Origin of the sequence: Cytobacillus sp. T106, assembly GCF_040492155.1 — a bacterium.
In the GTDB taxonomy this organism is placed as follows: domain Bacteria; phylum Bacillota; class Bacilli; order Bacillales; family Cytobacillaceae; genus Bacillus_AB; species Bacillus_AB infantis.
The window spans coordinates 137733-152262 of sequence record NZ_JBEUMK010000007.1; the positions used below are offsets into that span (position 1 = coordinate 137733).

The following is a 14530-nucleotide window of genomic DNA, read 5'->3' on the forward strand; positions in this document are numbered from 1 at the left end:
GACAGCCCTCAATTTTTATTATATTATGCAGACTCTTTTACTGCGGGTCCTGACGTGAAGAGGAGCCTTGCACTCACAAGCCTTCGCCTTACAATGATCCCGGCCCAGGCTGCCAGGGCCGCTTTTATGACTCCTACAGCAAGGAAAGGCGTAAATCCTCCTGCTATTGCAGCACCCCATCCAAGCCCTGCTGCAATCTTAAGCCAGGCAGTTCCAAAAATGAGGGTAACGAACATCCCGATTATGTTGGCCACTAAAGCATGCTTGAAGGTAAAACCCGTTTTTTCAATATACAGCCCGGTGATAAAAGCGGCAGGAATAAAGCCGACAAGATACCCTCCCGTTGGACCGGCCAGCTTTGAAATGCCTCCTGAAAATTCAGCAAAAACAGGAACACCGGCAGCGCCGATAATCAGATAAAGAATAACCGATAAAGTTCCGTAACGGGAGCCAAGTATGGTAGCTGCCAGTCCGATTGCCAGCGTCTGGCCGGTAATTGGCACGAGAGGCAGCGGAACAGTAATCTGTGCCAGCACCCCGATGATCGCTGCAAATAATGCAGTCACAATCATTGACCTAAGTTTAAGTTGATCTTTCGTCATCATGATTCTCCTTTTCAGTAAACTATAATCTTATGTATGTTAACAATTAAAATGTAAACCTTTCAGAATTTAATGTCAACCAAAAAATATATAAGTTTACTTAAAAGTAAAGTCCGGCTTCCTTAAGCCGGACTGACGGTTCTACTTCCATATATATTCAATCATACGCCCCTTAAATAGATTGGTATCAATATTGCAGGCTTCGGCATCTAGTCCATATTGCCAGCCCAACACAGCTGACCCTTCCGGTGCTTCCGGACTGTAGGCAGGTGCCTCGCTTTCAGTGGAAATCCCAGCTTGAGGATAAGCTGTCCAAATAATTACATTCTCCTTCAATCCGGCTGAGTCTGCGGCAGCATTATTATAAGCGGCATACAGAGTGCTGTTGCTGGAAAAAACACCATAAATCCCTGCCTCATATGGAGATTCACTCATAGCGCCGTAATAGCCTCTAATAAAGTCAGAGTCAACCGGATAGTCAGGTTCTATATCAGCAAAAATGGCTGTACCTTCCGGAACCCCCAGCTCACTGGCAAGCTGAATCCCCAGATTCCCTATTTCTGTTCCATTTTCCATGCCTGTAGCATCTGTGAATTGGTTATTGATCAGCAGGATTCCGGCATTATTGGATTGCAGAAAGGCCGCTTCCTCTTTTGTCAGTCCTTGTGAAACTCCTTCTTTAGTTCCCAGATATCTTCCCCAGATCTGAGGGTTCCCAAAGTTATCTCTAACACAGGAAAATAGTTCCTCTGTCGTCAGGCTGGCGGAATCGACTCCCCACACCACCGATTCGGGATCGGTCTCATTTCCGCCGCTGTCATCTCCCTTTGAAGGACCCCAGTGGAAAATAATAAAAGGAATGGCCGCTATCAGAAGGACCGGGATCAATACAGCAAAGAACTGCTTCCAATTAATCATCTGTCACACTCCTTTCATCTTTACATGATATTCTCAGGCCCGGGAGTGTGCTTGGGCTGTCAAAGATTCTGAGCCGGTTGCAGGGCTTTATAAGAGTAAATAGCTTGAAGTTAGGGTATCATCGTAAAAGATGAACCATTTTGGAGAAAGCTCCGGGATGATTCCTTCCATGAATTGGCTTATAATAGATTTATTCTTAAAGAGCAAGGGAGGAATTCTGTATGAAAAAAGCATTAATCAATATTGATTACACTTATGATTTTGTAATCGGAGCCCTGCCGTGCGGCAAGCCTGCCCAGGAAATCGAAGAATACATAACAAACCTTACTGAGACTTTCATAAAGGAAGGGCATTATACCGTTTTTGCCATTGATCTCCACAAAGAAAATGATCCTTTTCATCCTGAAACAGAGCTTTATCCGCCCCATAACATAGAAGGTACTAAAGGGCGGGATTTATATGGCAGCCTGAAAAATGTGTTTATGCAGCACCAGAGTAAGGAAAATGTCCACTGGATGGACAAAACGCGCTATAGTGCCTTTGCAGGAACTGATCTTGAACTTAAGCTGAGGGAGCGGGGGATTGAAGAGCTCCATCTGGCAGGGGTCTGTACCGATATCTGTGTTCTTCATACAGCTGTGGATGCTTATAATAAAGGGTATAAAATCATCGTGCATGAGAAGGCGGTCGCAAGCTTTAACCAGGGAGGACACAGCTGGGCACTGGAGCATTTCAAAGGCAGCCTGAATGCTTTGGTAATAGAGTAATCATTGGAGGTAGGACATGAAAGGAAAGTATCTGGACGACAGTTTGACTCTTCATACTGACTTATATCAAATCAATATGGCCGAAACATACTGGGAGGATGGCGTTCATAACCGTAAAGCGGTGTTTGAGCTATTTTTCCGGAAGCTACCGTTTGGAAACGGCTATGGTATTTTTGCCGGCCTTGAACGGGTAATAGGCTATCTCGAAAATTTCCGTTTTACTGAAACAGATATCGATTATTTAAGGGATGAGCTTCACTATAAAGAAGATTTCCTTGAGTATCTGGCAGAATTGCGATTCACCGGATCTGTCCGTTCAATGGCGGAAGGTGAACTTGTTTTCGGAAACGAGCCGATCATGAGGATTGAAGCTCCGCTTGCCCAGGCGCAATTGGTCGAAACGGCGCTTTTGAATATTATTAATTACCAGACCCTTATTGCAACCAAGGCTTCCCGCATCAAGCAGGTGGTCGGCGAGGAAACTGCGATGGAATTCGGAACGAGAAGAGCACAGGAAATGGATGCTGCCATCTGGGGAACAAGAGCGGCCTATATCGGAGGCTTCAACGCAACCTCCAATGTGCGGGCCGGGAAGCTGTTCGGCATTCCTGTTTCCGGTACACATGCACATGCGCTTGTACAGGCTTACCGGGATGAATATACTGCATTTCACAAATATGCACGCCGGCATAAAGACTGTGTATTCCTGGTAGATACTTATGACACCCTGAAATCCGGGGTTCCAAACGCCATTAAGGTAGCGAAGGAACTTGGCGATAAAATCAACTTTATAGGGATAAGGCTGGACAGCGGCGACCTTGCCTATCTTTCAAAAGAAGCCAGAAGGATGCTGGATGAAGCCGGGTTCCCGAATGCAAAGATAGTAGCATCAAATGACCTTGATGAATACACCATCATGAACCTGAAAGCCCAGGGTGCAAAAATAGACACATGGGGCATCGGGACAAAGCTTATCACGGCTTATGAGCAGCCAGCCCTGGGTGCCGTTTATAAGCTTGTGTCCATTGAGGATGAAGAAGGTAACATGAAAGACACCATCAAAATCAGCGGCAACCCTGAAAAGGTCACAACCCCTGGCCTGAAAAAGGTTTACAGGATCATCAATACGGCTAATCAAAAATCAGAGGGCGACTATATTGCTATGGAGAATGAACGGCCCGAAGAAGAAGAAAGGCTGAAAATGTTCCATCCGGTCCATACCTTTATCAGCAAATTCATCACCAGCTTTAAGGCACAGGAGCTGCATCATGATATTTTCCGTGATGGGAAGCTTGTATATGAAACCCCTGAGCTCAACAAAATACAAGCTTTTGCAAAGAGCAATCTGCATGTGCTCTGGGATGAATACAAGCGCTCCCTCAATCCTGAGGAATATCCGGTTGATTTGAGCACATTATGCTGGGAAAACAAAATGCGCAATATTGAGCAAGTTAGAGAAAAGGTGAAACGGAATCAATAGAGGAGGAGAAACAAAATGAATCTGCAAAAAAGAATTATGGAAGAGTTAAATATAAAGCCAGAAATTAATCCTTCTGAAGAAATCAGAAATAGAGTCCAATTTTTGAAAGATTACCTGGTGGCCTCCCAGGCAAAAGGCTATGTGCTCGGAATCAGCGGCGGACAGGATTCAACCCTTGCCGGCAGGCTGGCCCAGATGGCAGTGGAGGAATTGAGGAGTGAAGGGCATGAAGTGCGCTTCATAGCCGTCCGCCTTCCGTATGGAGTGCAGCAGGATGAGGATGACGCACAGCTTGCTCTTTCATTCATCAAAGCCGACACTGAATACTCTTTTAATCTAAAAAATGCTGTAGATGCCGTTAAAGAAGAATTTGACACCATCACAAAAGGCGAGCCTTTGTCTGATTATCATAAGGGTAATGTAAAAGCCAGGATGCGCATGATTGCCCAGTATGCTATTGGCGGCCAGGAAGGACTTCTTGTCATCGGCACAGACCATGCAGCAGAGGCAGTTACCGGCTTCTTTACGAAATATGGCGACGGCGGAGCAGACATACTTCCTCTAACAGGTCTCACGAAACGCCAGGGTAAGGCGCTCCTGAAGGAAATGGGTGCAGAAGAACGCCTCTATCTCAAGACCCCTACCGCCGACCTTCTAGATAATAAGCCGGGACAGGCGGATGAGACTGAGCTGGGGATCAGCTATGATGAGCTGGATGATTACCTGGAAGGAAAAGAGGTTTCACCTGAATCTGCCGAAAAGATCGAAAAGAGATACCTGATCACCGAACATAAAAGACAGCTGCCTGCTTCCATGTTTGACAGCTGGTGGAAAAAATAAAAAACGGACCTATGGCAGAAATGCCGGACAGAGCCAGTAAATACTAAGAAAAGCCGTCCAATCAGTGGACGGCTTTTCTTACTTTGGAAGTCTGGATTTAAGTTCTTCAGCGAATGCCTGCGGTTCATCAGCGTCCAGAACAATCCGGTCAGCCTGCTGGACTATTCCGAAAGGCATCAGTACTTTTCCCGGCTCTTTAAGCCTGATTTCAATCTGAGGCTTTTCCTGCATAAAGTCGATGGCCCTTGCATCATAGAGAGTTTGCAGTTCTTTTTTTGTAAACTTTTCGGGACCTTCGTAGAAAGATATGCTTTCAATATTGCTGAGCTTCACTTCCATGCTTTTGGAAAGCCCTGTTTGCAGCAAAAGGACTTCTTGTGTCAATAGATAAGGGGTCAGCCGCATTGCATGCAGCTCTCCGATGAAATATAAAACTGCATACACATTCACTATAAGAAGAATATAAGAAATAACCGCATTCCATTGATGCAGAAAGAAGTGCAGTCCAACCGATTCAAGAACTGTTGCATGAATCAGCATGATGTAAACGGCCGTTGAGCTTTTCTTTTTATGATAGGTAAATACAGTGCCAGTGTCTGTCAGAGGCTTTCTTTTCCAAGAAAATAAGGAATAGTGGAAAAGGGCGATTTCAGACATTAAAAGCCTGAGAGCCGCTGAATCAGAAAAATACTTTCCGGCTGCTTTGTCCAAATTGTATTTCAGAAAAGAATCATGGGTGTTCCGCCTATTAAGTTCTTTATAAAATTGCCATATTTTTTGTTTGTTTCCCAGTATTGCAGCCGAGAAGATTAAGATTTCCCCGAGAATAAGCATAAACTGCAACATATTGGCTGATTGCAGGTGTCCGTCAGGGATAATCACTTGTGAGAGTACATAAGCGGCAAAAAGGACGGGGCTTAAATATAGAATAGAGTGTTTTCTCCTTAAAAGGAGAAAATAAACCAAAGCCGGCAGGACAATATACAAATCCGCCAAAGTGCCCCAATAAACTCCCTTAGGGACAGGAGCTAAATAAGATGTCCGATAAAGCAGGCAATTTGCTGCGATTACCATGCCTGCAAGTACTGCAAAAGTAGCTTTATCATACCTTTTAATGGACAACAACATAGTTCTCACCTCATTTCCATTATATAGGAATTGATGGAGTGCAAGAAGGCCTTTGAGTGCAGCTTTGTGAAACATTTATGAATATTTGACTCCACTTCCAGGTTTCATCAGAGAGGGCAAATCCCGCAAAAATGGCCAGGAATTACCGCTGGCTCTGAGACTATCTATCTGGTTAAATAGCAGTATGAAAACATTACTGAAATATTCTATCATTTTATTGCTTTCCGTCACCTTTGTCTTTGGAACGCGCTTAACAGCGGACGCTTCAACCGTACATACAGTACAAAAAGGGGATACGATGTGGAAAATAGCCCAGCAGTATCAGGCGGGCATTACAGAAATCATCAATCTGAATTCCCATATCACAAACCCTCATTTCATTTATCCGGGCCAGAGGATCACCATTCCTTCAGCAGCAGCCGAACAATCTGCCGAAGAACAGGTAGTCCAGCTGGTAAACAAAGAAAGGGCGAAATACGGCCTGAAGCCACTTAAGTCCAACTGGGAGCTCTCAAGGACTGCAAGGTACAAATCCCAGGATATGATCAACAAAAACTATTTTGATCACAACTCTCCAACCTATGGTACACCATTTGATATGATGAAGAGCTTTGGAATTTCCTACAGGACAGCAGGGGAAAATATCGCTGCCGGACAATCCACACCACAGGCTGCAGTCACCGCCTGGATGAACAGTGAAGGCCACCGCAAAAACATCCTCAGCAGCAGCTTCACCGAAATCGGCGTCGGATATGCCAAAGGAGGCAGCTACGGGCATTACTGGACACAGATGTTTATTGGGCGATAGGAAGGCATTGGCTATACTGAACAGCAAATGTATCTTGGAAAAAGAGGGTTCCAGCCTGATGCGCTGGAACCCTCTTTTTATTTAATCGGGGAACAGAACAGAGGTTTATTCATTGAGTTGAAATTTTGCTCGGGCAAACTGGACTGTATAGGGCGAGTGTCTCAGTCGGCTGATCAAAAGCCCTCTGAATTGTGGAGTGTTTGCGGGGGGTCTTAGTCGGGTGAACTAGTACCCTCTGATTTGAAAATTGCTAGCCTGAGGGTCTTAGTCGGCTGTACTAGTGCCCTCTGATTTGAGAATTGCTAGCCTGAGGGTCTTAGTCGGCTGAACTAGTAACCTCTGATTTGAGAATTGCTAGCCAGGGGGTCTTAGTCGGGTGAACTAGTACTCTCTGATTTGAAAAATGTTAGCCAGAGGGTCTTAGTCGGCTGTACTAGTGCCCTCTGATTTGAAAATTGCTAGCCAGAGGGTCTTAGTCGGCTGAACTAGTACCTTCTGATTTGAAAAATGCTTGCCAGGGGGTCTTAGTCGGCTGTACTGGATCTCGCTAATTTGTATAATACTTGCCAAAGTGTCTCATCTGGATGATATGAAGCACTCTGTAACGTAAAATGCTTGCCAGAAGGTCTCAGAAAGAATCCATGAAGCCCTCCGGTCTTAGATTCTTTATTCCACACTAGTCTCCTCAAAAAACGCCGTTTTGTTTAATCTAATAGGCACTTCTTTATTCTTCCTTTCAAGCAGAAAAAACACAATGCCGGCGTATTCTATTCCCGAATCTGTCCACCCGCCATCAAAAGGTGCGGTGGTTCCTTTCAATCCACAACAATATACCCGATCATCGGCCCGTTGCTGTCTCTATCAGGATGGGTAAGGCAGACCAGGCGGTAAATGCCTTCTTTATCAATCTTGACCGGCACTGATGTTTCACCGCCTTTTTTCACGATCCCTTTTATATCAGTTCCTTCAATGATGAACGGATGTTCCATGCCGTTGATGCCGGAAATCTTTAAAATGACTTCTTCGCCTTCCTTGATGAAAATCGTTCCAGGATCCCAGCGGTATGCTTCAAGTTCCTTTCCATCAGGCAGCGTCGCCTTGAATTCGCCTGTGACCATGTGTATTTCTCTTGGAGCCGCCGCTGCTTTATCCTGGCTGAATACACTTATGCTGTCCTTGCCCAGCAAAAACCAGCCTGTTGCCGACACGACAGCTGCCAGCAGAACCAGTGCGAAAATAACGGTACTTCTTTTTAAAACTAAAAATGGCATATACAGATCCCCCTTTGAATTGATCTATATTAAAGATATGCCAGGGGGGCGGGGGAACTTGTCTTATTCCACAAAATATTTTTAATTTTTGTTCCAGCTGGGTAAAAGGCATAAAACAGGAAAGTTTCACCACACTATTCAGGACAACATTTTTGGCGAGGTGTAGTATGTACCGATTATTTACACATAATGATCTTGATGGGATAGGCTGCGGAATATTAGCAAAGCTTGCATATGGTGACAAGGCAGAGGTCCGCTATAATTCGGTCTCCGGATTGGATATACAGATAAGCCGTCATTTGGACCGGCTGAAAAACAAAGAAAAGAAACAGGATATACTGCTGATCACAGATTTATCTGTTAATGAAGAAAATGAACAGCGGCTAAGCCAGCTGCAGAAGGAGGGAGGCTCCGTGCAGCTGATCGATCACCATAAATCCGCTCTGCATCTGAACAGCAGCAGCTGGGCGAGTGTAACCGTGGAATATGATGACGGACGGCTTGCTTCTGCAACGTCCCTGTTTTTCGATTATCTGATCAAGAAAGACCACATAACCCCAACAGAAGCACTTAAAGAATTTGTAGAGCTCGTCAGGCAATATGATACATGGGAATGGGACCAGAACGGGAACATGAAGGCAAAACAGCTGAATGATCTCTTTTTCCTTCTTTCCATTGAAGAATTTGAAGAGAAGATGCTCGACCGGCTGAAAGATAGCGCGTCATTCGAGTTTGATGAATTTGAGAAAAAACTTCTCGAAATGGAAGAAGACAAGATTGAACGTTATATGAGAAGAAAAAAGCGGGAAATCGTCCAGGCTTTTATAGGGGAGCATTGTGCGGGAATTGTCCACGCAGAGTCTTACCACTCCGAGCTTGGCAATGAGCTTGGAAAGGAATTCCCTCACCTGGACTATATTGCCCTGCTCAGCATAGGCGGAAAAAGGATAAGCTACAGGACCATCCATGATCATATCGATGTTTCAGCAATAGCAGGAAGGTTCGGAGGCGGCGGGCATGCCAAAGCATCAGGCAGCAGCATGACTGAAGAGGCATTTTCCCTTTTTGTGAAAGACGTTTTTTCAGAAGACCCCATTAAGGGTGACGCCTATAAAAATGAACATAATCACAAAGAATCCGGCTCAGGCTCTCTTTATGAGAACAGAAAGGGAGATCATTTCCTCATCTTCAAGGACAACGACTCATGGAAAATTGATGTGAATGGCCGAACAGCAGGGGAAGAATATGACAGCTTTACGGCTGCGGAACATGACCTCAAAAGGAACCATTCCGCCTGGCTGGCCAGAGACGAAAATTTCATCGATTATTTAAAAGATTTCTTCCTTGAAGCAAAACTGAATTCCAGCAAGGGAAACCGCCATTGATAATATGGCGGTTTTTTCCTGTAAAAAACATGCATGACAGAATATAATGGTAGTATCAGTCATAAGGAGGGGGAGAATGGCAGGTTTCATTGTATTTATCATCGTTTTCGTATTCATCTTTGGTATGGCGGTTTCTATCATCAGCGGCAATAAAGGAAAAAGGCGTCCGAGACTGTATGCGGATGAATTGCCTGAAGGGCTTGGCATCGAAAAAGATGCGGCCAAACCGCTTGCACAGCATTTAGAAAAAGCAATGTCTGACGGATTTCAGTCCAATATAAAAAATAGAATGCTGAAAGAGCATCCTTCCTGGTCGGAAAAGCATTTTGACTGGGTATTCTTTGAGCTTAAAAGATTCTTTGTGCTAAGCAGCATCTTAAAATCGGTGCCGATGTTCAGTGGGAAAGTGGATGCAGTCTGGCATGAGATGCTTATGTTCACAAGAGATTATGAAGATTTCTCGAAAAAGTTCTACAACAGCTTTTTGCACCACACACCCAATATGGAGATAGTTCCCATCCCAGGGGAAAGAGCCTTTTTCGACTGGGTCTACCTTCAGGTCTTTTCTCCGGCAAGAAACAGCCGCTTGATTTGGGGAGAATTTTTGAGAACACCGATTGAGCAGGGCATTTTGCATGATTTCAGAACCAAATCTGAAGGAGAGCTTCTAGCAAAGTATTTCAGGGATGGAGAAGCTGCAAGAGAAATTCAGCTTTATCTGATCCGGCAGCTCAAAAATGCTATCAGGGAAGCAGAAATGACTTTCAGCAAAAATGAAAAAAAGCCATTCACGCGGATTTCTTCTTCACATGATATGAGCATGCTTCTTCCGGCAGCCGTATTTTTCTCGATATATGAGCATGATGATTATTCATCACATATTGAAGAGGTGCTTCCTGTAGAAATGATGAAGAGCGGGTATGCGGGTGCGACCTCTTGTTCCGGTTTTGCCTGCAGCACTGATCATGATTCAGATTCCGGCAGCTGTTCAGGGGGGGCGAACTGTTCGGGCGGATCCAGCTGCTCAAGCTGCGGAGGAGGAGGCGGCTGCGGGGGAAGCTAGACCTTTGCAGCCCTGGATAAAAAGTGTTTTTAAACTAAATATGCAGCTTTTAAAAAAGCACACTGTTTGAAGCCATCTTAATAGATGGCTTTTCAATTTGGCCGGCTATATACCCAGCCTCAACATTCACCAAACCTGTTATTTTTCATTTTTGTAACAATTCATAAACAAGCCCATTTGCCGCAAAATATTTTGGTACAATCAAAATTAGGGAATTTAGCACTATCAAAATCAGCAAATGGAGATTGACAGATGAAGAAATTTTTATCCGCTTTAATGGTTTTCATGCTTACTGTACACGCCGGACAGAGCGCTGTCGCAAAAGAAGAAAAAGAACCTGCCATAGTGAGTGAGGCTGCGGTTTTAATTGATTCGCAATCAAATGCTATTTTATACAGCAAAAATGGATCTGACCGGATGTATCCAGCCAGCCTGACAAAGATTGCCACCGCTATTTATGCTATAAAAAAAGGAAATCTGGATGACATGGTGACTGTCAGCAGGAGTGCTGTTGAAACAGAAGGGACTAAGGTTTATTTAGAAGAAGGCGAAAAGACAACGCTCAGGCATCTGATCGAGGGGATGCTGATAAACTCAGGGAATGATGCTGCTGCAGCTATTGCCGAGCATATTGACGGAAATATAGAAGAGTATGAGAGAAATTTGAACACATTCCTGGAAAAAGAAGTGCATGTCCATAATACCCATTTTACAAATCCGCACGGCTTGTTTGATGAAAGGCATTATACGACAGCTGAAGACATGGCTCTTATTACCAGCTATGCCTTGAAAAACAATACCTTCAGAACGATTTACGGGACAAAAGAGCTCGCATGGGATGGAGAAAGCTGGGATACAACGATATTTACCCACCATCGGATGCTAAAAGGGGAAGTGCCATATACCGGGATAACCGGCGGAAAGACAGGGTTTGTGAACGAAAGCAAGCAGACGCTGGCCACTTCCGCAGAAAACGGAAAAATCCAGCTGACTGCCATCGTCATGAAAGCAGATTTCAAGAGGGATATCTATAATGATACAAAAACCTTATTTGACTACGGCTTCAGCCGTTTCAAGTCTTCTGTGATCAGCAAAGAAACTTCCTTTCAAAAAGGGGACCAGATTTATTTTAGCGGAAAAGACCGCTTTGTCACATTACCGCTGAATCATTTTGAAAAAATCGTCACAGAAGAAGGCCTTTTGAAAATCGTTGATGGAAGCGGAAAACTGATTCAAATCTTCCCCCTCGAGCCGGAGGCCGTAAAAGCTGCAGGTCCTTCTGAAGCGGTCCAGGCACAGGAAATTGAGGAGACACCGGTTAAGTCAGGGGTCTTTTACATGGTATTTGTGCTTTTACTGGCTTCTCTTTACATTATGTCACGGAAACTATACCGCAGAATCAAACAAAGGCATTGAATCAGCTGATTCAATGCCTTTTTATAAAAGAAAAGACTAAAGAGTAACCTTTAGTCTTCTGCGCCATTTATTGAAGCCTTGATTCAACCTGCTGGCAAACTTCATCTGCCGATAACCCGTTTGCCTCGATGACTGAAGATTGTGTGAAAGTATCCTGCATCCCCATAACATTGGAGTCCAGTCCTGTCACTACACATCAGGAGCAATTCTGGGCATCCTCCTGAGTTTTCATGTCAATTACATCATAACCTTTCGCACGGAGTGCCTCCTGGATATTGGTAAGAGATTGTTCTACCGCAATACGTTTCGCCATAACTTACACCTCCTCTGAATGTTATGATGCCTGAAAGAGCGTGGTCTTATTCCCATGAATGAGATGGGGCTTGGGAGTTAAAATAATAAACGGAGGTGTTTAAGATGGCCAAACATAAAAAAGATCCTTCCAAAACCGGCTTAAGCTCGCCTGAAGTTGAGGGACAGGGCACGACCAATAATGAAACAGGCAGGTTCAAAGCTGATTCAGCAAGAAAAAAGACAAAAAAACAAGATGTCTGACCCCTGAAAATCTTAGCCTGATACTAAACCGGAACTTGATCAGGAATAAGAAAAACCAGGAAAGCAGTGCTTTCCTGGTTCACTTTTATTTATACATTTCAGCTACCTGTTTTTGCAGGTCTGTGTTTTCCAAGTATTCATCATAAGTCATTTGCTTATCAACAGTGCCGTTCGGAGTGATTTCAATGATCCGGTTTGCAATGGTCTGGATGAACTGATGGTCATGAGAAGCGAAGATCATGGAACCTTTGTAGCTGGTCAATCCGTTATTCAATGCTGTGATAGATTCAAGATCCAAATGGTTTGTCGGCTCATCAAGAAGAAGCACATTCGCACCGCTCAGCATCATCTTTGAAAGCATGCAGCGGACTTTTTCTCCACCAGAAAGCACGCTGGCTTTTTTCAGCACTTCTTCGCCTGAGAACAGCATTCTGCCAAGGAATCCGCGCAGGAAGCTTTCACTCTCATCCTGAGGGGAGAATTGGCGCAGCCAGTCAACAAGGTTAAGTTCGCTGTTTTCAAAATACTGCGAGTTGTCTTTAGGGAAATACGCCTGTGAAGTCGTGATGCCCCATTTAAATGAACCGCTGTCCGGTTCCATTTCTCCGGTAAGGATTTTGAACAATGCCGTTTTTGCAATTTCATCTGTACCGACAAGTGCAATTTTATCGTCTTTATTCATAATGAAGCTGACATTGTCGAGCACCTTGACACCGTCCATCGTCTTGCTGATACTGTCTACCCTTAAAAGATCATTTCCGATCTCGCGCTCCGGCGTGAATCCAACATAAGGATAACGGCGGGAAGAAGGCTTGATATCATCAAGGGAGATCTTATCGAGCAGCTTTTTCCGGGAAGTTGCCTGCTTGGATTTTGATGCATTTGCACTAAAACGGGCAATAAAGCTTTGCAGCTCTTTGATTTTTTCTTCTTTTTTCTTATTTGCATCAGATGCCATCCTGGAAGCCAGCTGGCTTGATTCATACCAGAAATCATAGTTCCCGACATAAACCTGGATTTTTCCGAAATCAAGATCGGCAATATGCGTACAAACTTTATTAAGGAAGTGCCTGTCATGGGAAACGACAATGACTGTGTTTTCGAAGTTGATCAGGAACTCCTCAAGCCAGCGGATTGCTTTGATATCCAAGTGGTTTGTAGGCTCATCTAGCAGAAGGACATCAGGCTTGCCAAATAGAGCCTGTGCAAGCAGGACTTTTACTTTATCTGATCCTGTAAGATCTTCCATCTTTTTATTATGGAGCTCTTCGCCAATTCCAAGGCCTTTAAGCAGGATGGCCGCTTCAGATTCAGCTTCCCAGCCGTTCAGTTCAGCAAATTCACCTTCCAGCTCAGCTGCCTTCATTCCATCTTCATCAGAGAAATCAGCTTTCATATAGATGGCGTCTTTTTCCTGCATAACCTGGTATAGGCGGGCATGGCCCATGATGACCGTCGTAAGTACCTCATGCTCCTCATACTCATAGTGGTTCTGCTTTAATACTGCAAGACGTTCTCCTGGGCCAAGTGATACATTACCCGTCTGGGACTCGATTTCTCCAGAGAGGATTTTCAGGAATGTCGACTTCCCGGCACCATTGGCGCCGATAAGGCCATAGCAGTTACCGGGATTGAATTTAATATTAACATCTTCGAACAGCTTCCTGTCGCCATAACGAAGACCTACGTTGCTGACAGTTATCATATAGGTTTGATTCCTCCAAAAAAAACAATATCGTAAGAATTATAACACTTTCAGCGTCCAAGAGCGAATCTTTCCAACAGGTGCCTATGAAAAGAAAAAGGCAGAATAAGAAGAAAGGCAAGAGAAAAAGTTTCAGCTGAGAAGAAATGGGAAATAGATAGAGTAAATCAGCTGACTCAGAATGCGTGCCAATTTTTTATAAATAAAGTTATCAAAAATTATTCACATTTAATTTGCCGAATGTCATAGTTTTTTCATATTTTTCATGTAAAATGAAAACATACAGGCAAAACAAAGGAGTTTTTTGACATGGCTAAAAAGCAGCTCGTCGATTTAGTTAACCGTTTGAAAAAATCCGGCATAAAGATAAGCTTCACTAAGCCAAAATCTGACTACCTGCTGCACATTAACCAGGCCGGAAAGATATCTTCCTCCACGAACTGAGACTAGAGAGGTACAGGAGACAGGCACATATACAGCTGTCTCCTGTTGTGCAGCCTGAAGAACATAAGAAACATACGAATGAATATACATACAAAAGGCTGACCTGCCTCTCCGGCAGTCAGCCTTTTTCGTGCTTAAGAAAAAATCC

The 14530-nt window shown here is 44.2% G+C and carries 14 protein-coding genes and 1 pseudogene; 9 read left to right on the forward strand and 6 right to left on the reverse strand.

Annotation, left to right across the window (positions count from 1 at the left end; genetic code table 11):
- Positions 1 to 23: 23 nt before the first annotated feature.
- Together ABU165_RS14520 and ABU165_RS14525 are read right to left on the reverse strand one after the other, a co-directional pair.
- Positions 24 to 602 carry a biotin transporter BioY gene (locus ABU165_RS14520; protein ID WP_022543861.1) on the reverse strand — a complete coding sequence of 193 codons (579 nt, stop codon included), beginning with the start codon at positions 600 to 602 and terminating at the stop codon, positions 24 to 26.
- Positions 603 to 743: 141 nt separating this feature from the next.
- Entirely contained in the window at positions 744 to 1520 is a 777-nt protein-coding gene (locus ABU165_RS14525) for a glycoside hydrolase domain-containing protein (RefSeq protein WP_009793796.1), read from the reverse strand.
- A 221-nt stretch (positions 1521 to 1741) separates the two neighbouring features.
- On the opposite strand from ABU165_RS14525, the gene ABU165_RS14530 reads away from it, so the two are divergent.
- From ABU165_RS14530 to nadE, 3 genes are read left to right on the forward strand one after another with little or no spacing between them, the layout of a single operon-like run.
- Positions 1742 to 2287 carry a cysteine hydrolase family protein gene (locus ABU165_RS14530; RefSeq protein ID WP_318060701.1) on the forward strand — a complete coding sequence of 182 codons (546 nt, stop codon included), beginning with the start codon at positions 1742 to 1744 and terminating at the stop codon, positions 2285 to 2287.
- Between the two features lie 16 nt (positions 2288 to 2303).
- On the forward strand, positions 2304 to 3767 hold the full coding sequence (locus tag ABU165_RS14535; RefSeq protein WP_009793799.1) for a nicotinate phosphoribosyltransferase: 1464 nt from the start codon (positions 2304 to 2306) through the stop codon (positions 3765 to 3767).
- Positions 3768 to 3782: 15 nt separating this feature from the next.
- Positions 3783 to 4607 (forward strand): ammonia-dependent NAD(+) synthetase, encoded by an 825-nt coding sequence (nadE, locus tag ABU165_RS14540; RefSeq protein WP_318060702.1) that lies wholly within the window; start codon positions 3783 to 3785, stop codon positions 4605 to 4607.
- 78 nt (positions 4608 to 4685) lie between these two features.
- Here nadE and ABU165_RS14545 read toward each other — a convergent pair whose 3' ends face one another.
- Positions 4686 to 5735: a hypothetical protein gene (locus ABU165_RS14545; RefSeq protein WP_248137534.1), complete on the reverse strand. Its 1050-nt coding sequence runs from the start codon at positions 5733 to 5735 to the stop codon at positions 4686 to 4688.
- A 184-nt stretch (positions 5736 to 5919) separates the two neighbouring features.
- On the opposite strand from ABU165_RS14545, the gene safA reads away from it, so the two are divergent.
- Complete coding sequence (gene safA, locus ABU165_RS14550; RefSeq protein ID WP_009793802.1) at positions 5920 to 6543, forward strand: SafA/ExsA family spore coat assembly protein; 624 nt, start codon at positions 5920 to 5922, stop codon at positions 6541 to 6543.
- A gap of 815 nt (positions 6544 to 7358) precedes the next feature.
- Here safA and ABU165_RS14555 read toward each other — a convergent pair.
- Entirely contained in the window at positions 7359 to 7814 is a 456-nt protein-coding gene (locus ABU165_RS14555; RefSeq protein WP_318060703.1) for a cupredoxin domain-containing protein, read from the reverse strand.
- A gap of 167 nt (positions 7815 to 7981) precedes the next feature.
- On the opposite strand from ABU165_RS14555, the gene ABU165_RS14560 reads away from it, so the two are divergent.
- The 3 genes from ABU165_RS14560 (at position 7982) to ABU165_RS14570 (ending at position 11678) form a co-directional block, all read left to right on the forward strand.
- On the forward strand, positions 7982 to 9199 hold the full coding sequence (locus ABU165_RS14560) for a DHH family phosphoesterase (protein ID WP_318060704.1): 1218 nt from the start codon (positions 7982 to 7984) through the stop codon (positions 9197 to 9199).
- 76 nt (positions 9200 to 9275) lie between these two features.
- Positions 9276 to 10262, forward strand: a complete 987-nt coding sequence (locus ABU165_RS14565) for a glycine-rich domain-containing protein (protein ID WP_318060705.1) — start codon at positions 9276 to 9278, stop codon at positions 10260 to 10262.
- A 252-nt stretch (positions 10263 to 10514) separates the two neighbouring features.
- Positions 10515 to 11678 carry a D-alanyl-D-alanine carboxypeptidase family protein gene (locus ABU165_RS14570; protein ID WP_009793807.1) on the forward strand — a complete coding sequence of 388 codons (1164 nt, stop codon included), beginning with the start codon at positions 10515 to 10517 and terminating at the stop codon, positions 11676 to 11678.
- A 67-nt stretch (positions 11679 to 11745) separates the two neighbouring features.
- Here ABU165_RS14570 and ABU165_RS14575 read toward each other — a convergent pair.
- Positions 11746 to 11991: pseudogene (locus tag ABU165_RS14575) on the reverse strand (YkuS family protein).
- A gap of 104 nt (positions 11992 to 12095) precedes the next feature.
- On the opposite strand from ABU165_RS14575, the gene ABU165_RS14580 reads away from it, so the two are divergent.
- Positions 12096 to 12233: a YuzL family protein gene (locus ABU165_RS14580; RefSeq protein ID WP_009793809.1), complete on the forward strand. Its 138-nt coding sequence runs from the start codon at positions 12096 to 12098 to the stop codon at positions 12231 to 12233.
- A gap of 85 nt (positions 12234 to 12318) precedes the next feature.
- Here ABU165_RS14580 and ABU165_RS14585 read toward each other — a convergent pair whose 3' ends face one another.
- Positions 12319 to 13938, reverse strand: a complete 1620-nt coding sequence (locus ABU165_RS14585) for an ABC-F family ATP-binding cassette domain-containing protein (protein WP_318060706.1) — start codon at positions 13936 to 13938, stop codon at positions 12319 to 12321.
- A gap of 309 nt (positions 13939 to 14247) precedes the next feature.
- Here ABU165_RS14585 and ABU165_RS14590 point away from each other — a divergent pair, with 309 nt between their 5' ends.
- A complete protein-coding gene (locus tag ABU165_RS14590) occupies positions 14248 to 14382 on the forward strand; it encodes a hypothetical protein (protein ID WP_009793811.1) in 135 nt (44 codons plus the stop codon).
- Positions 14383 to 14530: the final 148 nt, after the last annotated feature.